16 protein-coding genes and 1 tRNA gene are annotated in these 18,694 nt (G+C 67.9%); 11 read left to right on the forward strand and 6 right to left on the reverse strand.

From position 1 onward, the window contains the following. The first annotated feature begins 174 nt into the window (after positions 1–174). Genes AC2D10_RS08695 through AC2D10_RS08705 form a run of 3 tightly spaced genes read left to right on the forward strand, consistent with a single transcriptional unit; the run spans position 175 to position 4,138 of the window. A complete protein-coding gene (locus tag AC2D10_RS08695) occupies positions 175–1,689 on the forward strand; it encodes an LLM class flavin-dependent oxidoreductase (RefSeq protein WP_484711691.1) in 1,515 nt (504 codons plus the stop codon). Continuing rightward, the gene (locus AC2D10_RS08700; RefSeq protein ID WP_484711692.1) at positions 1,686–2,912 is read left to right on the forward strand and encodes an acyl-CoA dehydrogenase family protein; all 1,227 of its coding nucleotides are present in this window, start codon (positions 1,686–1,688) and stop codon (positions 2,910–2,912) included. Before AC2D10_RS08695 ends, AC2D10_RS08700 begins: the two co-directional genes overlap by 4 nt. Further along, positions 2,912–4,138 carry an acyl-CoA dehydrogenase family protein gene (locus tag AC2D10_RS08705; protein WP_484711693.1) on the forward strand — a complete coding sequence of 409 codons (1,227 nt, stop codon included), beginning with the start codon at positions 2,912–2,914 and terminating at the stop codon, positions 4,136–4,138. The genes AC2D10_RS08700 and AC2D10_RS08705 overlap by 1 nt, the downstream gene beginning before the upstream one ends. On the opposite strand, the gene AC2D10_RS08710 is transcribed toward AC2D10_RS08705, so the two are convergent. Then, positions 4,111–4,713, reverse strand: a complete 603-nt coding sequence (locus tag AC2D10_RS08710) for a TetR/AcrR family transcriptional regulator (protein WP_484711694.1) — start codon at positions 4,711–4,713, stop codon at positions 4,111–4,113. The two genes, AC2D10_RS08705 and AC2D10_RS08710, sit on opposite strands and share 28 nt — an antisense overlap. A gap of 162 nt (positions 4,714–4,875) precedes the next feature. On the opposite strand from AC2D10_RS08710, the gene AC2D10_RS08715 reads away from it, so the two are divergent. Continuing rightward, positions 4,876–5,589 carry an SDR family oxidoreductase gene (locus AC2D10_RS08715; RefSeq protein WP_484711695.1) on the forward strand — a complete coding sequence of 238 codons (714 nt, stop codon included), beginning with the start codon at positions 4,876–4,878 and terminating at the stop codon, positions 5,587–5,589. Between the two features lie 122 nt (positions 5,590–5,711). Here AC2D10_RS08715 and AC2D10_RS08720 read toward each other — a convergent pair whose 3' ends face one another. After that, positions 5,712–6,752, reverse strand: coding sequence for a methionine synthase (locus AC2D10_RS08720; protein ID WP_484711696.1), 1,041 nt, complete (start codon positions 6,750–6,752; stop codon positions 5,712–5,714). Between the two features lie 20 nt (positions 6,753–6,772). Then, complete coding sequence (locus AC2D10_RS08725; protein WP_484711834.1) at positions 6,773–7,765, reverse strand: DUF1852 domain-containing protein; 993 nt, start codon at positions 7,763–7,765, stop codon at positions 6,773–6,775. 94 nt (positions 7,766–7,859) lie between these two features. On the opposite strand from AC2D10_RS08725, the gene AC2D10_RS08730 reads away from it, so the two are divergent. Further along, positions 7,860–8,801: a LysR family transcriptional regulator gene (locus tag AC2D10_RS08730; RefSeq protein ID WP_484711697.1), complete on the forward strand. Its 942-nt coding sequence runs from the start codon at positions 7,860–7,862 to the stop codon at positions 8,799–8,801. Positions 8,802–9,236: 435 nt separating this feature from the next. Here the strand turns inward: AC2D10_RS08730 and AC2D10_RS08735 are convergent, their stop codons facing one another. The 3 genes from AC2D10_RS08735 to AC2D10_RS08745 all read right to left on the reverse strand — a co-directional run bounded on the left by AC2D10_RS08735 (position 9,237) and on the right by AC2D10_RS08745 (position 12,578). Next, positions 9,237–11,072, reverse strand: coding sequence for a hypothetical protein (locus AC2D10_RS08735; protein WP_484711698.1), 1,836 nt, complete (start codon positions 11,070–11,072; stop codon positions 9,237–9,239). Positions 11,073–11,680: 608 nt separating this feature from the next. Then, positions 11,681–11,769, reverse strand: a tRNA-Ser gene (locus AC2D10_RS08740). A gap of 80 nt (positions 11,770–11,849) precedes the next feature. Then, positions 11,850–12,578, reverse strand: coding sequence for a FadR/GntR family transcriptional regulator (locus AC2D10_RS08745; protein WP_484711699.1), 729 nt, complete (start codon positions 12,576–12,578; stop codon positions 11,850–11,852). 119 nt (positions 12,579–12,697) lie between these two features. Between AC2D10_RS08745 and AC2D10_RS08750 the strand changes: the two genes are divergently transcribed. Genes AC2D10_RS08750 through AC2D10_RS08775 form a run of 6 tightly spaced genes read left to right on the forward strand, consistent with a single transcriptional unit; the run spans position 12,698 to position 18,670 of the window. Beyond that, the gene (locus AC2D10_RS08750) at positions 12,698–14,071 is read left to right on the forward strand and encodes an MFS transporter (RefSeq protein ID WP_484711700.1); all 1,374 of its coding nucleotides are present in this window, start codon (positions 12,698–12,700) and stop codon (positions 14,069–14,071) included. After that, entirely contained in the window at positions 14,068–15,807 is a 1,740-nt protein-coding gene (locus AC2D10_RS08755) for a dihydroxyacetone kinase family protein (RefSeq protein WP_484711701.1), read from the forward strand. Before AC2D10_RS08750 ends, AC2D10_RS08755 begins: the two co-directional genes overlap by 4 nt. Further along, complete coding sequence (locus AC2D10_RS08760) at positions 15,800–16,270, forward strand: ribose-5-phosphate isomerase (protein WP_484711702.1); 471 nt, start codon at positions 15,800–15,802, stop codon at positions 16,268–16,270. Before AC2D10_RS08755 ends, AC2D10_RS08760 begins: the two co-directional genes overlap by 8 nt. Then, positions 16,270–17,028: a triose-phosphate isomerase family protein gene (locus tag AC2D10_RS08765; protein WP_484711703.1), complete on the forward strand. Its 759-nt coding sequence runs from the start codon at positions 16,270–16,272 to the stop codon at positions 17,026–17,028. Before AC2D10_RS08760 ends, AC2D10_RS08765 begins: the two co-directional genes overlap by 1 nt. Continuing rightward, positions 17,025–17,819 carry a sugar phosphate isomerase/epimerase family protein gene (locus AC2D10_RS08770; RefSeq protein WP_484711704.1) on the forward strand — a complete coding sequence of 265 codons (795 nt, stop codon included), beginning with the start codon at positions 17,025–17,027 and terminating at the stop codon, positions 17,817–17,819. Before AC2D10_RS08765 ends, AC2D10_RS08770 begins: the two co-directional genes overlap by 4 nt. Further along, positions 17,816–18,670 (forward strand): phosphogluconate dehydrogenase C-terminal domain-containing protein, encoded by an 855-nt coding sequence (locus tag AC2D10_RS08775; RefSeq protein WP_484711705.1) that lies wholly within the window; start codon positions 17,816–17,818, stop codon positions 18,668–18,670. Before AC2D10_RS08770 ends, AC2D10_RS08775 begins: the two co-directional genes overlap by 4 nt. Positions 18,671–18,694 lie beyond the last annotated feature (24 nt).

The following is an 18,694-nucleotide window of genomic DNA, read 5'->3' on the forward strand; positions in this document are numbered from 1 at the left end:
CTCAGGCTTCGGGTCGGGGAAGCAGATCGGCGCTCACGCTAGGAGGGGAACGACGGCGGATGCATCGGGGGCGTAACACTTCGTCGCAGGGCGACCCGAAGTGTCATCACCGCCGCGATCGACCGCTCCGACTGGCTACTGTCGCCGAGTCACCCCGACTCTCAGAGGAGCACCGTGTCTCGCCGCATCATCCTGAACGCCTTCGACATGACGTGCGTGACGCACCAGGCTCCCGGCCTCTGGCGGCACCCCGAGAACCAGGCCGACCGCTACCACGACCTCGACTACTGGGTGGATCTGGCGAAGACGCTCGAGCGAGGGAAGTTCGACGCCGTCTTCATCGCCGACGTGCTCGGCACCTACGACGTGTACCGCGACTCCGCCGCGACGGCGCTCGGCGATGCGGCGCAGGTGCCGCTCGGCGATCCGGTGGTGCAGATCTCGGCGATGGCGCATGCGACCGAGCATCTCGGATTCGGTGTGACCGTGGCCACGACCTACGAGCAGCCCTACGCGCTCGCGCGCCGCTTCTCGACCCTCGACCACTTCACCCGCGGCCGCGTCGGCTGGAACGTCGTCACGAGCTACCTCGACTCGGCCGCCCGCAACCTCGGTCTCGACACGCAGATCGCCCATGATGACCGCTACGAGATCGCCGAAGAGTTCCTCGACGTGACGTACAAGCTGTGGGAGGGGTCGTGGGAAGACGACGCCGTACTGCGCGACCGGGAGTCGGGCGTGTTCACCGACCCGGCGCGCGTGCACCCGATCGCCCATGAGGGGCGGCACTACCGCGTTCCCGGCATCCATCTGGCGGAGCCGAGTCCGCAGCGCACGCCCGTCATGTTCCAGGCGGGGGCCTCGCCGCGCGGTCGGCAGTTCGCCGCGAAGCACGGCGAGGCGATCTTCATCAACGGCCTGCGGCCCGAGGTGACGAGACCGGTCACCGACGACATCCGCGACCGCGCCGAGGCGCTCGGGCGCCCGCGCGATTCGGTCAAGATCCTCACCCTGGTCACCGTCGTGGTCGCCGCGACGGATGACGAGGCGCAGGCCGAGCTCGAGGACTACCAGCGCTACGTCTCGGTCGAGGGAGCCCTGGCGCTCTACGGCGGATGGACCGGGCTCGACCTCTCGCAGTTCGACCCCGACGTGCCCCTCGAGTACGTCGACACCGACGCCGGGCGATCGGCGCTGTCGATCTTCACCAAGGCCGACCCGGAGCGCAAGTGGACTCCGCGCGACATCGCGCACTACGTCGGGATCGGCGGGATCGGTCCGGTCATCGTCGGCAGTGCGCAGACCGTCGCCGACGAGCTGGAGCGGTGGATCGAGGTGGGCGGCGTCGACGGCTTCAACATCGCGTACGTGATCACGCCCGGCTCGTTCGAGGACATCGTGGAGCACCTGATCCCCGAATTGCGCCGACGCGGCCGCACCTGGGACGACTACCCCGAGGGCACCCTGCGGGGCCGCCTGCAGGGTGACGGCTCGTCGGTCGTGCCCGCGTGGCATCCCGCCCACGCTTACCGCGGCGCGTATGCCGACGGACCCAGCGCGCTCGACGGAACACTCGGCGGCCCGCTCGTCGACGCGGCGAGCGCCTCCCCCACCGACGACGCCCTGGGCGCCGACGACCTCGCAAACGACGACCTCGCAGAACTCACCGAGAAGGAGGGCGCACGATGAGCGTCATCGCAGAGACCACGAACCGCAGCCGGTGGGCCGGCACGGCCGATGCCGCGGAGCGCGCCCACTGGCGCGGCGTCGCCGAGAGCGTCGCCGCCGAGCTCGCGCGTGATGCGCTGGCGCGCGACCGCGCGAACCAGGACCCGACCGCCGAGCTCGACCTGCTCCGCGATGCGGGGCTGGTGACGCTGCTCCAGCCCGCGGAGTTCGGCGGCGGGGGCGCGCACTGGGAGACGGCGTTCCTCGTCATCCGCATCCTGTCGCGCGCCGATGCCTCGGTCGCCCAGGTGCTCGCGTATCACTACATCAACTCCGGCAACATCGGCTTCGCGGCCGACCCGTCGGTGCAGGAGGAGTGGCACCGTAGGACGGTCGCGGGCCGGTGGGTGTGGGGCGACTCCGTGAACCCGACCGATCCCGACCTCGAACTCACCGCCGTGGGCGACGGCTACCGGCTCAACGGGCTCAAGCGCTTCTCGACCGGCGCCTCCGCCGGAGACGTCGTGCTGGCCGCCGCACTCGTGCGTGGCGGAGAGCGCGACGGGCAGGTGCTGTTCGTCGTGCTCGATCACGACCGCGCCGGCATCCACTACCTCGGCGACTGGGATGCACTCGGACAGCGCCTGTCGGCCAGTGGATCGGTGCGCTTCGACGACGTGCAGGTCTCGGCCGCCGACGTGCTGGGCGAACTGGGCGACGAGCCGTTCTCGACGCTGATCACGCCCGGCATCCAGCTCGCGTTCGGCAACCTCTACCTCGGGATCGCGGAGGGCGCGCTCGCGCGTGGACTGGATCTCGTGCGCGCGCGTCCGCGTGCCTGGTTTCTCAGCCAGGCGGACTCGTACCGCGACGACCCGTTCGTGCAGCGCGTCGTCGGCGAGTTCGTGTCGAAGGCCGCGGCGGTCGAGGCTCTCACTGATCGCGCCGGACGCCTCTTCGACGAGGTCGTGAATGAAGGCGACCGCGTCACCGCCGAACGCCGCGGGGAGCTGGCCATCGAGATCGCCAAGGTCAAGGTCGTCTCGACGGAGGTGGGGATCGAGGTCGCGAACCGGATCTTCGAGATCACCGGATCGAGCTCGGCGCGATCCGATGTCGGACTCGACCTCTTCTGGCGGAACGTCCGCACCCACACACTCCACGACCCGGTCGACTACAAGAAGCTCGAGGTCGGCGCCTGGACGCTGAACGGCGAGCTCCAGCCGATCTCGCTGTACACCTGATGGGCGAGCAGACGCAGCGGCTGGATGCCGCGCGAGAGCACTTCCGTCCGCTGTTCGCCGAGATCGCGGCGGGCACCGTCGCGCGCGAGCAGGATCACCAGCTGCCGTTCACCGAGGTCACCGCCCTGCGTGAGGCGGGATTCGGCCGGCTGCGGCTTCCCGTCGAGCACGGCGGATTCGGCCTGGACTGGCCGTCGTTCGCCGAGCTGCTCATCGAGCTCGCCGCGGCCGACTCGAACCTGCCGCAGATCTTCCGCGGGCACATCGCCTACGTCGAGCACGTGCTCGCCGCGCCCGAGAGCGAGCGGCGCACCCGCTGGCTCGGGCGCCTCGCGGCGGGCGAGTTCGTCGGCAACGCGTGGTCGGAGAACGGCGCGACCACCGTCGGCTCCAACTCGACCCGTGTCTCGAAGCGCCCGGACGGCACCTGGCGCGTCGACGGACGCAAGTTCTACACGACCGGCAGCATCTTCGCCGAGTGGATCGACGCGACCGTCGACCTCGACGGCGCCACCGTCACGGTGCTCATCCCGCGGCATCAGGACGGCGTCTCGATCTCCGACGACTGGGACGGCTTCGGGCAGCCGTTGACCGGAACCGGCACCGCCGTGTTCACCGACGCGACCGTCGGCGACGAGGATGTCGAGCCCTTCGCCTCGCGCTTCCCGTTCCAGACCGCGGTGTATCAGCTCACGCTGCTGTCGGTGCTGGCCGGGATCGCGGCGGCGATCGAACGCGACACCGTCGCTCAGGTGCGCGCACGCACTCGCGTATACAGCCATGGCACCGCCGACCGCGTATCGGACGACCCGCAGGTGCTGCAGATCGTCGGCGAGCTCACCGCGATCAGCGCCACCGCCCGTGCCCTCGTGCTCGACGTGGCACGGGCCGTGCAGCACGCCGCCGACGTACTCGGCACGCCCGAGACCGAGGATGCCGTCGTCACCGCCGAACTCCGCTCCGCGCAGGCGCAGATCGTGCTCACCGACCTCGTGCCCCGCGCGGCCTCGCGCCTGTTCGACACACTCGGCGCCTCGGCCGTGCGCTCGGGCACCGCGCTCGATCGCCACTGGCGCAACGCCCGCACCGTGTCATCGCACAACCCGTGGATCTTCAAAGCCCGTCAGCTCGGTGACCACGCGGTCAACGGGAAGACGCCGGAGTTCGTGTGGGCGGTCGGGGTCGCGGCAGAGCGGTCTCAACCGGGCAGGATCACCGTGAGCTGAGCGGTGATGTCGGCGACGATCTCCTCGATCGTCTGCTCGGCGTTCACGGTGGCGGCCATCGCGACGAACATGACAGCGGAGACGACGCCTGCGAGGGTCTGCGCCGTCTCGGCAGAGACGCCCTCGCCGCGCGCGATGACCTCGGCGACGAGTTCCTGAGTCTGAGTCGTGAGCTGAAGGGCGTCGCGGTGATGCGGCTCCGCGGGGTCACCGAACACGATCTCGCGGAGGTATGTGCGGCCGTTGTCGATCTGTTTTCTGTTGCACTCGACGACCGGACGCACGGCGGCGAGCACGCCCTCCAGCATGCCGTTCGTCTTCGCCGCATCTGCGCGGCCTCGCTCCAGCGCGTCGGCATACATGGAGTTCTGCACGAGCAGCAGCAGCTCGCCCTTCGTCTTCGCATACAGGAACAGGGTTCCGGTGCCGATGTCGGCGCGGTCCGCGATCTCCTGCGTGGTGACGTCGTCGACTCCGCGCTCGGCGAAGAGCTCTCCGGCGGCAGCCGTGATTCGCGCGAGCTTGTCGAGCTTGTTGCGCTCGCGGCGGCCGAGGGCGCGGGTGTCGAGAGTCATGATGTCCTTCGGGAACAAATACTGATCATGCTCAGTTGTGATGAGAGTCAGTAACGCGTGAACTCGGGAAGTGCTCCGGCCATTCTCCCACGCACGTCGTGCGCCGCTCAGTGGTGCTCGCTTCGGACATCCTCCCTCCACCCGACAGAAAAGATCACCCACATGCCTTCCCTCTCTGGAGCAGTCGTCCTCGTCACCGGCGCGAACGGGGGCATCGGCACCCGTTTCGTCCACGAAGCCCTCGCCCGCGGCGCAGCCAAGGTCTACGCCTCCGCACGCACACCCCGCGCGTGGGACGACGAGCGAATCGTGCCGCTCACCCTCGACGTGACGGATCCCGCGTCGATCGCCGCCGCAGCTGCCGCTGCGACAGACCTCAGCGTCCTCATCAACAACGCCGGCGCCTCTGTCTCGAGCCCCGGCATCCTTTCGCACACCGACGAGGAGATCCGCGCGAACGTCGAGACTAACTTCCTCGGCCCGCTGTTCCTGACCAGAGCGTTCGCCCCGATCCTCTCGGCCAACGCGCCGGGCGCCGTCATCGACATCCACTCCGCACTGAGCTGGTACGCGGTCGCAGGCATCTACAGCGCGACCAAGGCGGCAATGTGGTCCGCGACCAACTCACTGCGACTCGAGCTGGCCCCCGCCGGCATCCATGTCGTCGGCGTGCACGTCGGCTACGTCGACACCGCGATGGCGGCGCACGTCACAGACCCGAAGCTTGACCCGGCCGTGCTCGTCGCAAAGGTGCTCGATGCGACAGAGGCGGGCGAGTACGAGGTGCTGGCCGATGAGACCTCCGTGCAGCTCAAGGCAGCGCTGAGCGCTCCGCTTGAAGCGCTCTACCCCGAGCTCACCTCACCCCAGAAGTAGCCCCCACCCCGTGACGCCCCCCTGACGCCGAGTGCACGGCTTCACGCCGAACGCACGGCTCGTTCACGCGAATACCCCGTGCACTCGGCAACTTCCCGTGCACTCGGCGAGCCGGGCTCGCGTCACACGGGACTCGTCCCGCCAAGCTCCTCCCGAAGGATGCCGGCGCCGGCACTGAGCGCGCGCAGCTTGCCGCGAGCCACGTCACGACGCAACGGCGCCAGGCCGCAGTTCGTGCTCGGGATGAGCTTGTCGGCGTCGACGAAACGGAGGGCGTTGCGGAGCGTGTCGGCGACCTCTTCCGGGGTCTCGATCGTGTCGCTGGCGACGTCGATGGCTCCGAGCATGACCTTCTTGCCGCGGATGAGCTCGATGAGGTCGAGGGGGACGTGCGAGTGGTGGCTCTCCAGAGAGATGGTGTCGATGCTCGACTGCTGCAGCAGCGGGAACGACTTCTCGTACTGCCGCCATTCCGCCCCGAGGGTGGCCTTCCAGTCCGTGTTCGCCTTGATCCCGTACCCGTAGCAGATGTGCACCACGGTCTCGGCGCGCAGACCTTCGACGGCCCGCTCCAGCATCGCCACGCCCCAGTCCTGCACGTCGTCGAAGAAGACGTTGAATGCCGGCTCGTCGAACTGGATGATGTCGACCCCGGCCGCCTCGAGCTCCTTCGCCTCCTGGTTGAGGATCGTCGCGAACTCCCACGCGAGCTTCTCGCGGCTCTTGTAGTGGCGGTCATAGAGGGTGTCGATCATCGTCATCGGGCCCGGCAGTGCCCACTTGATCGGCTGATCCGTCTGCTGGCGCAGGAACGTCGCGGCCTCGACGAACACGGGCTTCTCGCGGCTCACGGCACCGACGACCGTCGGCACGCTCGCGTCGTATCGGTCGCGGATTCGGACCGTCTCGCGCTGGTCGAAATCGACTCCGGAGAGATGCTCGATGAAGGTCGTGACGAAGTGCTGGCGCGACTGCTCGCCGTCGCTGATGATGTCGATGCCCGCCTGACGCTGCTCCTCGACGGTGAGACGCAGCGCGTCCTGGGTGCCCTCGACCAGGGCATCACCCTCCAGTTTCCACGGAGCCCAGAGGGTCTCGGGCGAAGCCAGCCAGGACGGCTTCGGCAGGCTGCCGACGATCGACGTGGGAAGAAGCGTATTCATGATCGGTGATTCTCCGTTGGTCATCCGACAGGAACGAGGGAGTCGGCGGCCCACCGCTCGAGGAGGTCTCCGTGGGGCTTCATGAGGTGTTCGTGCGCATATTTCCCCTGCTCGGCCGCGAGCCGGCTGCGCTCGTCGCGATCGTAGGCGATCTTCGTCACCGAGTAGTCCTGCTGGTCGAGGGTCGGCTGGTAGACGCTCGCGGCGGCCGAGTTCGCGTTGTAGATCTCCGGTCGGTAGATCTTCTGGAACGTCTCCATCGTGCTGATCGTGCCGATGAGCTGGAGATTCGTGTAGTCGACGAGCAGATCGCCGCAGAAGTAGAACGCCAGCGGCGCGACGCTGCCGCGCGGCATGAAGTAGCGGACCGAGAGACCCATCTTCCCGAAGTACTCGTCGGTCAGCGAAGGATCCTTCTGCTCGTACTCGACACCGAGGATCGGGTGGTGATTCTCGGTGCGGCGATAGGTCTTGCTCGTCGAGACGCTGATGCAGATTACCGGCGACACCGAGAAGCGCTCCTGGTACGTCTCCGAGTCGAGGAAGTGCTGGAAGAGCTTGCCGTGCAGATCGCCGAAGTCCGCGGGAACAGTGAACCCGCCCGCGGCTTCACTGGCCGCCGGCAGCCGCACGCTGAAGTCGAAGTCGCGGATGTAGGACGAGAAGTTGTTCCCCACGATCCCCTGAGTGCGCTTCCCGGTGCGACGGTCGAGGATGCTGATGTTCAAGACCTCGAGCAGCGGGAATTCCTGGTCGTCGTCCCCGGCGGCGAACTGGATCGCGACCGAGATGATCTCGAGTTCGAGGGTGTAGCGGTCGCGGTCGGGGTTGTCCCACTCCGCCAGATCGTTGAACCGCCGATCGATCATCGTCAGGGCGTTGCGCAGGTTCTGCTGACGATGCTCGCCACGCGCCAGGTTCGCGAAGTTGGTGGTGATCCGCGAGTTCTCCGACGGTGAGTAGTTCTCGTCGAAGCGGGTCGTCGTGATGCGGAATGTGAACTCGTGCGACATGAGCGTGCCAATCGTCGGGGGTGTCTCCATCGTCGCGCCTGAGTGCTCCTATCGAAGAACTCCCTGCGGCTATGGAGAGGTATAGCCTGAAGCTATGGCCAGGCGCTCGAGCGGCATCACGCTGCAACAACTCACGTACTACATCGAGGTCGCTGCGGAGGGCTCGATCAGCGCCGCCGCTGACCTGCTCTACGTCGCCCAGCCCACCATGTCGGCGGCGATGAAAGACCTCGAGAGCCGGGTCGGTCGCGCCCTCCTTCTCCGCTCGGCACGCGGCGTGACGCTCACCACCGACGGCGCGGAGTTCCTCGGGTACGCCAGGCAGGTCGTCGAGCAGGTGGCGCTCCTCGAACAGCGGTACCTCGATCGACCGCCGTCGCGACGCCTGCTGGGGGTGTCGACGCAGCACTACTCGTTCGCGGTCGACGCGCTGGTGCGAATGGTGAAGGCGAGCGGAGCAGCCGAGTACGAATTCTCCCTGCGAGAGACCCGCACGTGGGACATCATCGAAGACGTCCGCACCCTGCGCAGCGAGCTCGGAATCCTCTACCGGAACGATTTCAACCGCAACGTCATCGACAAGCTTCTCCGCGACTCCGGGCTCGTGTTCCATCCGCTCTTCGTCGCCGAGCCGCACATCTTCATCTCTCGCAAGAATCCCCTCGCCGCCCGGGATCGTGTGGAGCTCTCCGATCTCGCCCATGTGCCGCGGCTCACCTTCGACCAGGGCGCGAACAACTCCTTCTACTTCTCCGAGGAGATCCTCTCCACCCTCTCGAGCACGCAGGAGATCCGCGTCTCCGACCGCGCGACCATCTTCAACCTCATGATCGGGCTCGACGGCTACACCATCTCGACAGGCATCATCAGCGATGACCTCGACCCCGAGATCGTCGCCATCCCGCTCGACGTCGACGAACACATCGAGATCGGCTGGATCGGCCACTCCGCGATCCCGCTCACCGAACAGGCGCAGCGTTATCTCGCAGAGCTGCGAACGGTCGTCTCCGGTTTCGGAGTGACGCTGCTCGGCTGAGCCGGAGAGCACAATCAACGGTTCGCTTCGTGGATTCAGGAGCAGACAAGCCTCCGTAGGCTCGAGCGACTTGACTCTAGCGCGCGAGCTCGCGCGCCGAGGCGGCCCTTGCTGGCGAGTTCCCAACTCGACGACTGAGACCTGTATACCTATCCGACCGCCCATGCAGCGCAGCAAAGCGAACGCGACCGGGTCATCCGTCGCGTCGGCAACGACCTCGCTGCACTCACGCGCAGCGGGTGCCGCAGCCAAGACGGCCGAAGGCTGGATGGCGCAGGCGCGGGCGAGCACGTGTGCGAGCGTGGGGAGGCCGACGCAGAGGATGGGACGGACGTCCGTCCAACCTCTAGAACGCGAGTCAGCGAGGCTGATCCGGAGTGAGGTCGGGGTCCGGGGCAGCGCCCCGGGGCGAGTCCCGCGAACTCAATGATCTCGCTATCTCCAGACCCATCCAAGTCGTCGACGGAGCCGCCGTCGAGGTCGCTTCAGCGGCTCCGAAAGCTGCCTCCGCGATTCTCCGGAATCGGAGAGCACCGGCATTGCACAGAAGAGTCCCGCCAGCCGGAGGAGCACAGCGGCATCGCTCGCGGCGAATGAAAACAGGAATCCGTGTGCGGCCATATTTCGCATGTTGGATCCCGGCGAGAGCAGGACTACGCGTAGCGCTCGATCCCAGTCGGGATCGAGGCCCAGTTCAGCGAGCTTGTCGAGGTAGAAATCCATTGCGGGGAAACGCCCCGGCGACTCGCCCCGTTCGATTCGGTAGAGCGCCGCGTCAAGGCGCAGGAGCAGCCCTCGCGCTCCGGCTTCGATTAGCGGAATCAGCAGTCGAGATGCGTCGGAGTATCGCTCGTCCCAGAACAGGTCGAGCGCGTTTCCGAACTCCAGAGCTAGCTCTCGGTCGCACCCATAGCGGTCTTCTAGAAAGGTTGCCGTTTCGGCGATTGAAGGTTTGCCGAATCGGCGACGAATTGCCCTGAGCTCCTCGTTGAGGAGAATTCCGTGCACCCCGACCGAAAGCTGCTCAGTCCGGCGAACTTCTCCGTCTTCGAAATCCGCGTCCGAGCGCTCCGGCAATCCGTGTCTACCGAAGATCGTCGTAGAGAACAGCGAGCGTATGCTCCCAGCGGCAGCGGCGAGAGCTACCCGGCGATTGTTCTCGTAAGAGCCTGCGGGCGATGGAGATGCCAAGAAAACAGACAGCGCCATCCCCCAACCATCGGACTTCGACACTCGGCGGATATGAGTGCGAATGGCAACTGTCGGAACCGGCATAGTGAAATCAGTCGTCTGCCACTCCATAGCGTCGCGCGGTATGGACTGCATCTGCCGAACTGCCAACTCATACGCAGCCGTCGCGCCATGATCGCGCGCTAGATCGGCGGCGCGGGAAGCCCAGTGCATCCTGGCCATGCCTGCAGCTTCATCAGACGCGGCGAGATACCTTTCCACTTGCTCCTCCGTGGCCCGGAGACGCTCTTCATCTGTGCGTGCGAGCCGTCGACGAGCATCGGCGACCCAGTCCGCAGCATCGGGATGACGATACAACTCGTCGGCAAGCGCGATGAGTCGAAGGAGCACCTCGCGCTGTTCCTGCGCAAGCGGATAAGAACGCGGCGGATCCGACAACATGTCTACGAGGCGAGCGGGCGAACCAGGCGCCGCATGGGCATCGATTTTTTCACGCAGGAGATCTAGTCCCGCTGGCCAGATTCGGTCCTCCAAGTTCATACGGCGGCTTCGAGAAATCTCGCCAGCGCGCAGTATCGACATGGCGGCGTGCAACGAATCGGTTTCCGGGCGTGCGGCGACATCGAGGTAGCGGCTAATGACGGCTTCGGCTCGACTCGGCGTCGCATCAGTCCGCGTCGACAACACCAGATCGTGAAGCTGAGCCAGGGCGATTGGGCTTTCAACGGCTTCCGCGAGCTGGCACCAGAAGGCAGCAACCTCTCTCGGAGTTTGCGCGTACGGGCGAACCATCCACCAGCCGTCGCGCTCAGTCTCGGGCGTAAGCCGAACTCGCCCCCCGCTCGCGGGCGACTCATCCAACTCGTAGCCGAAAGCCGTGGTCAACGCGCCCTGCACGGGCACGGGAAGGGACTCGAACTCAGTGTCCGAGTAGCACGCGGATGCGATGCCCGCGGGATCACCGGCCTCCCGTCCCAACCGGTCGATAAGCAGCGCGACAGGGGTCACCAACGAATCGTCGAACGTGAAGTTCGATTCGGTCTCTTCAGCTGCTCCAGGCTCTTGCTCGGGTGCGGGCATGTCTTCCCTCTCAACTGCGTGACGAACGGAACGTGGCTATCGGACTCGCTGCACTTCCGAGTGCGCGGGCGCCAGCCCGCGCCTTGTTCATGTGAAGAACTTCTCCACGCAGAACGTCTGGCGACGCTGAACGCTCGGCAGCCTGACCGGTCTGTGCTGGGGCGGACTACGTGCCGCCCGAGTATCGAGTATGCGCGATGTGCCATTCCCGGCTCTTTTCGTCAGCCGGTCGCACTCAGACGGCTACCACTAGAAGAGCACCAAGAACCGGGAACGTCGGAATGTACCGCTCGTCGAACGCGCCCATGCCATCGCCCGAGAATGGGCAGCGGGCAAGCGTCCAGACGACTACCTCGCGACCAGTGCGGCTGGACTGCAGCTGCGCGGCAACTACTTCCGTCGCTCCGTTGCTTGGACGACCTCTGCAAAGGGATACACCGTTCACGACCTTCGCCACTTCGCTGCTTCAATGTGGCTTCGCCAAGGCCCTGAACCGCTTGAACGCACTCCCCTCACACTCCCCCGAGCGGCTTGACGGGGCAATTAACTACGAGAAGGAGGGTCGAGTGGAAGCATACAAAATTGCCTCTCACCAGGGATTTTCACTGCGGAGACGAGGGGATTTGAACCCCTGGTTCCCGTAAGGGAACTCCACCTTAGCAGGGTGGTGCACTCGGCCGGACTATGCGACGTCTCCAGGCATCCGACCCGAAAGCACGGATGCACCTGACCATCATAACGGGTCGCTGCGACCGTTGACGAACCAGGGGAAGACGCTCAGGCCTCGAGCAGTCGTGCCGTCGCTGTGGCCATGTGCACGGCCATGGCCGAGGCCGCGGCATCCGGATCCCCTGCCCGCACGGCGGCCGACACGGCGTCGTGCTCGGCGACGGCTCGCTCGGCGTGCGCCTGATCGTGTACCGCGCGGTCGGCGTACACCTGCAGCAGCGAGCGCACGACGTGCACGTGGTCGGTGAGCGTCTCGTTGCCGGCCGCCTCGGCGAGCACGTGGTGGAACTCGAGGTCGGCGCGGGCGAACGCGGCGAGGTCGCCCACGCTCTCGCGCATGCGGGCGACGCTGCTCTCGAGCCGTTCGACGACGGCGGCGTCAGCGCGCGATGCCGCCAGGCGCGCGACGAAGATCTCGAGCCCTTCGCGCAGCTCGAGCAGCTGCGCCGTGTTGCGCTCGCCGATCAGCAGCCCCCACCGGAGCGTCTGCGGCAGCAGCTCGCTCGCGGCACCACGCAGGTAGGTCCCTGATCCCGGACGCACGTCGACGATGCCGAGGATCTCCAACGCGGCGAGCGCCTCGCGCACCGCCGAGCGCCCGACCCCGAGCGTGGCGGAGAGCTGGCGTTCCGGTGGCAGCCGGGTGCCTGGCGCGATCGATCCGCCGGTGAAGAGGTCGAGCAGGCGACGAGCCACTTCCGACACCGGAGTCCCCGAGGGCAGCGAGGTCAGAGCGGCGGTGATGTCATCCACCGGTTCGCCGGGAAATGCGGGCATGCATGCCAACCTACCGGGCTGGAATACCGCTTCGGACTTGAGATTGGTCAACCGGTTCGCCAATATAGACGAAGTGCCTCGGACGACGAGGCCCGGTCACCGTCGATTGAGGAGTCATCGTGGACACCACCCAGAGCGAATCACCTGTCGCGAAATCAGCCATCCGTAAGGTGTCGATACGCCTCGTGCCGTTCGTGGCGCTGATGTTCTTCATCAACTACCTCGACCGCACCGCGATCGGGTTCGCCGCCCCCAACGGCATGAACGACGACCTGGCCTTGAGCGCCGCACAGTTCGGCTTCGCGTCGGGCGTCTTCTTCGTCGGCTACATCTTGCTGGAGATCCCCTCGAACCTCGCCCTGCACCGCTTCGGCGCCCGCCGCTGGCTCGCCCGCATCATGATCAGCTGGGGAATCGTCGCCCTGCTGTTCACCTGGGTGCAGAACTTCGAGCAGCTCGTCGCCCTGCGATTCCTGCTCGGTGTCGCCGAGGCCGGCTTCTTCCCCGGAGCGATCCTCTTCCTCAGCCTCTGGGTGCCCTCGCAGTACCGCGGCCGAATCCTCATGCTCTTCTACCTCGCCCAGCCGCTGACCACCGTGATCGGCGCCCCGCTCGCCGGCGCTCTGATCCAGCAGCACGGCGTCTTCTTCGGGCTCGAGGGCTGGCGTTTCATGTTCATGGGCGTCGCGATCCCGGCGATCGCGGTCGGCATCATCGCCTGGTTCTACCTCAAGGACAAGCCGTCCGACGCGAAGTGGCTCACGCTCGAGGAGCAGACCTGGCTGACGTCCGCGCTCGAGGCCGAGCGCAAGACGACCGCCGCAAGCCAGAAGCACGTCTCGGTGCGCTTCGCCTTCGCGAGCGGACGGGTGTGGATGCTGTCGTTCATCTACTTCGGCTTCATCTACGGCCTCTACGCGCTGGCCTTCTTCCTGCCCACGATCATCGAGGGCTTCCAGGCGCAGACCGGCGGCACGTACGACGTCTTCCAGAAGGGCCTGATCACCGCGATCCCGTACCTGCCGGCAGCGATCGTCATGTACTTCTGGTCGCGGGATGCGAGCAAGCGCGGGCTCAAGACGTGGCACATCGCCATCCCGGCCCTGGCCGGCGCGGTGTCGATCCCGCTCGCCCTGTTCACCGGCTCCCCCGTCGCGACCATCGCCGTCATCACGATCACGGCCTGCGCGATCTTCGCCGCACTGCCGAACTTCTGGACGCTGCCGACGCAGTTCCTCACCGGTGTGGCCGCCGCGGCCGGCGTCGCACTGATCAACACGGTGGGCAACCTCGCCGGCTTCAGCGCTCCGTACATCACCGGCGCGGTGCACGACTGGACCGGCGGCTACGAGGTGCCGATGTTCATCGTCGGCGGCTTCATGCTGCTCTCGGCCGTGCTGATGATCCTGCTCGCCCGCGGCAACCGCGTGCGCCCACCGGCTCCAGAGGGCGCCGCGAGCACCGCCGCGACCTCGGTGGGAGACGCCCGATGACCCGCCTCTGGAACGATCCGGCCGACTTCGCGGACGAGATGGTCGAGGGCTTCCTCGCGGCGAACGAGCGGTCGGTGCGCGGAGTTCCCGGCGGCGTGGTGCGCAGCACGGTGGTCCCCGAGGGGCAGGTCGCGGTCGTGATCGGCGGCGGCTCCGGCCACTACCCCGCGTTCGGCGGCCTGGTCGGGCAGGGCCTCGCCCACGGCGCGGTCATGGGCAACCTCTTCGCGTCGCCCTCAGCTCAGCAGGTGCACACGGTCGCGACCGCCGCAGACCGAGGCGCGGGCGTGTTCCTCAGCTACGGCAACTACGCCGGCGACGTGCTCAACTTCGACGCCGCGCAGGAGCGCCTGCGTGCCGAAGGCATCGCGTGCGAGACGGTCGCGGTGACCGACGACATCTTCAGCGCTCCGCTCGCCGAGAAGCACAAGCGACGCGGCATCGCCGGCGACCTCACGGTGTTCCGCACAGCGGCTGCCGCGGCCGAGGCGGGCTACGACCTCCCCGGCGTCACCCGCGTGGCGGCGCATGCGAACGACCGCACCCGTTCGTTCGGCGTCGCCTTCAGCGGCTGCACGCTGCCCGGCGCCCCGGCTCCGCTGTTCACGGTTCCGGCCGGACGCATGGCGATCGGCCTCGGCATCCACGGCGAACCGGGAATCGACGAGACCGACATCCCCACCGCCGACGGCCTGGCCGAGCTGCTGGTTTCGCGACTGCTCGACGAGATCCCCGCGGGAGTCGAGCGCGTCGGCGCCCGGGTCGTGCCGATCCTCAACGGACTCGGTTCGCTGAAGTACGAGGAGATGTTCGTCGTCTACCGCCGCATCGCGCGGCTGCTGACCGACGCGGGCCTGGTGCTCGTCGACCCGCACGTGGGCGAGTACTGCACGAGCTTCGACATGGCGGGCACCTCGCTCACACTCTTCTGGCTCGATGACGAGCTCGAGCAGCTGTGGGAGACCCCCGTTGACACCCCCGCCTACCGCCGTGGATCGGTGGCCCCGGCCGCGCAGGCCGAGGTGACGGAAGCAGGCCCGACCGCCGACGTCGTCATAGCGCGCGGAGACGCGGAATCGGTCGCGGCCGCCGCGGTCGTGCACGCCGCGGTCCAGCGCATCGTCGACACGGTCGACGCGCACGTCGAGGAGTTCGGACGCATCGACGCGGTCGCCGGCGACGGTGATCACGGCATCGGGATGCAGCGCGGCTCGCACGCCGCCCTCGCCGCCGCGACCTCCGCCGTCGAGGCGGGCGCGGGCGCCGGCACCACACTGGCGCGCGCGGCCGATGCCTGGGCCGATCGCGCGGGCGGAACCTCCGGCGCGCTGTGGGGCGTCATCCTCACCGCGGTGGCGACACGCCTCGGCGACGCGGGACGCCCCGATGCCGCTGCCGTCGCGGCAGGGGTCGACGCCGGAGCGCGCGGCGTCATGGAATACGGCAAGGCCGAGCTCGGCGACAAGACGATGGTCGACGCTCTCGTGCCGTTCCGCACCTCGCTGGCCGCCGAGGTCGACGCGGGCTCCTCCCTGGTCGACGCCTGGGGCATCGCCGCGGCGGACGCCACCCGCGCGGCCGCCGCCACCGCCGACCTGCTGCCGCGCATGGGCCGCGCCCGCGCGCACGGCCAGCACAGCGTCGGCACCCCCGACCCCGGCGCGCACTCCCTCGCGCTGATCGTGACCGCCGTCGGCGAGCTGCTCGCCGACCTCGAAAGGAACTCTGATGACTGAACCCCTCCGCCTGGTGATCGGCAGCGACGACGCCGGCTTCGACTACAAGGAGATCCTCAAGAAGGACCTCGAGCAGAGCGATGGCGTCGTCAGCCTCGTCGATGTGGGCGTGGATGCGGACGGCCACACCGCCTACCCCCGCGTGGCGATCGCCGCCGCCGAGCTCGTCGCCCGCGGCGAGGCCGACCGCGCGCTGCTGATCTGCGGCACCGGTCTGGGCGTCGCGATCGCGGCGAACAAGGTCGCCGGCATCCGCGCGGTCACCGCACACGACTCGTTCTCGGTCGAGCGCGGCGTGCTCTCCAACAACGCGCAGGTGCTCACGATGGGCCAGCGCGTGATCGGCATCGAGCTCGCCCGCCGCCTGGTGCGGGAGTGGCTGACCTACCGCTTCGACGAGACGAGCGCCTCGGCCGGGAAGGTCGCGGTCATCGGCGAGTACGAGTCCACCGGATCCTGCTGATGACACCCGTGGTCGTGGGGGTGAGCCTGAAGATGTACTTCGGGCATGAACGGGCGCGCGCGTGGTTCGACGACGTCGCCGCCATCGCCCGCGCCCACCCCGGCGTGCAGAGCGGAGCCGTGCAGCTGTTCATCACCCCCACGTACCTGCAGGTGCTGCCGGCGGTCGCCGCGTTCGCCGGCACACCCGTGCGCATCGGCGGGCAGGATGTCGCGGCCGAGGAGTCCGGCGCGTTCACCGGCGAGGTCGCCGCATCCGAACTGGCCGAGGTGGGTGCGACGATTGCCGAGATCGGGCACGCCGAGCGCCGCCGCCTCTACGGCGAGACCGACGCGGTCGTCGCAGCCAAGACCCGCAACGCGCTGCAGGCGGGCCTCACTCCCCTGCTCTGCATCGGCGAGATCGACCAGCAGAATCCGGATGCCGCCGCCGACGCCTCCACGGCGCAGCTGCGCTCCGCGCTCGCGGGTGCGCCCGCCGGCCCGGTCATCGTGGCCTACGAACCCGTCTGGGCGATCGGCGCCCCCGAGCCCGCACCGCACGACCACATTCGCACCGTCACCGCCGCTCTGCGCTCGGCGCTCGACGCCGACGACGCACGCCGATGCTCGAGCGTCATCTACGGCGGAGCTGCCGGTCCAGCACTCCTGACCGCGCTGGGCGATGCCGTCGACGGCGTGTTCCTCGGCCGCTTCGCGCATGACCCCGCCGCGCTCGCCACCGTGCTCGACGAGGCGACGGCGGTGAGCGCCGCATGATCGGACTCGGCACCTACGCCTACTTCTGGCAGCACTCCGAGCGGGCGCCCGAGCCGCTCAGCCTGATCGGCGCGTTCGACGACACCCGCGCGCAGGGCGTGAAGCTGTTCCAGATCTGCGACTACGCACCGCTCGAGACCATGAGCGACACCGAGCTGCGCGACGCCGCCCGCGCCGCCCGCGACCTCGGGCTCACGATCGAACTCGGCACGAAGGGCATCGTGCCCGAGCACCTCAGCCGCTTCCTGCGTCTCGCCCACATCTTCGACGCACGGCTCGTGCGCAGCATGCTGTTCGGCCCCGGCAGCCGCCCGTCCCTCCGCGAGGCCGAGACGTGGCTGCGCAGCAGCATCCGCGCCTACGAGTCCGCCGGCGTGACCCTCGCCCTCGAGACGTACGAGCAGGTCGCGACCGACGACCTCGTCGGCGTGATCGACCGCGTCGGCAGCCCGCGGCTCGGCATCTGCCTCGACCCGGCCAACGTCGTCGCCCGCCTCGAGAATCCGCGCACGTGCGTCGAGCGGACCGCCCGTCTCACCGCGAACGTGCACGTGAAGGACTTCGCGTTCGCGCGGCAGCCCGGCTGGGTGGGTTTCACCTACTCCGGCACCGCGATGGGCGCGGGGCTGCACGACTACGCCCACCTGCGCGCGACCGTGCGCCCGCACGAGCGCGGCATCAACGAGATCGTCGAGCACTGGCTGCCTTGGCAGGACGACGCCTCGACCACCATCCGTACCGAGCGGGACTGGACCCGCATCACCCTGGAACACCTGAGGAGCACACCATGACCAGCACTTACAAGATCGCCGTGATCGGCGCCGGCGGCAAGATGGGCATGCGCGTGTCCGACAACCTCGTCAAGACCGATCACACCGTCTGGTACGTCGAGAACTCCCCCGCCGGTCAGCAGCGCACGACTGACGCCGGCCGCGAGCTGACCGACGCGACGACCGCCGTGTCCGACGCCGACATCGTCGTGCTGGCCGTGCCCGACCTCGCGCTGGGGCCGGTGACCGCCGACCTCGTGCCGCAGATGCGGGCGGGCGCCATCGTGCTCACGCTCGACCCGGCCGCCGCGTACGCCGGGCTGCTCACCACCCGCGACGACGTGATCCAGGCGGTCGCACACCCCTGCCACCCGTCGATCTTTCTACAGCGCGAGACGCCCGAGCAGTGGGCCGACACCTTCGGCGGCATCGCGGCCCCGCAAGACGCGATCGCCGCGATCGAGAGCGATGACGAGGCCAAGCGGGCCATCGTCGAAGCGACCGTCCGCGCGATCTACGCCCCCGTCATCGACGTGCACTGGGTCACCGTCAAGCAGCTCGCGCAGCTCGAGCCCACCCTCGTCGAAACCGTCGCGTGCATGATCGGCGCCCTGCTCAACGAAGCCCTGCAGGAGACGATCCACACCATGGGCGTGCCCGAGGCGGCCGCCCGCAGCATCCTGTACGGTCACACCCAGGTGGCTCTCGCCAACGGCCTGCGCGGCGACAACCCGTTCTCCGACGCCTGCCTGATCGCGATGGACTACGGCCGCGAGAGCATCATCAAGGATGACTGGAAGGAGATCTTCCGCGATGACGAGCTCGACAAGAACCTCGCCCGCATGCTGCACCTCGACGCGATCGAGCGCTGAGTCGGGCCGACCCCGCGAGAGGAT

The sequence above is a fragment of the Microbacterium sp. PI-SA-G genome (genome assembly GCF_057215335.1).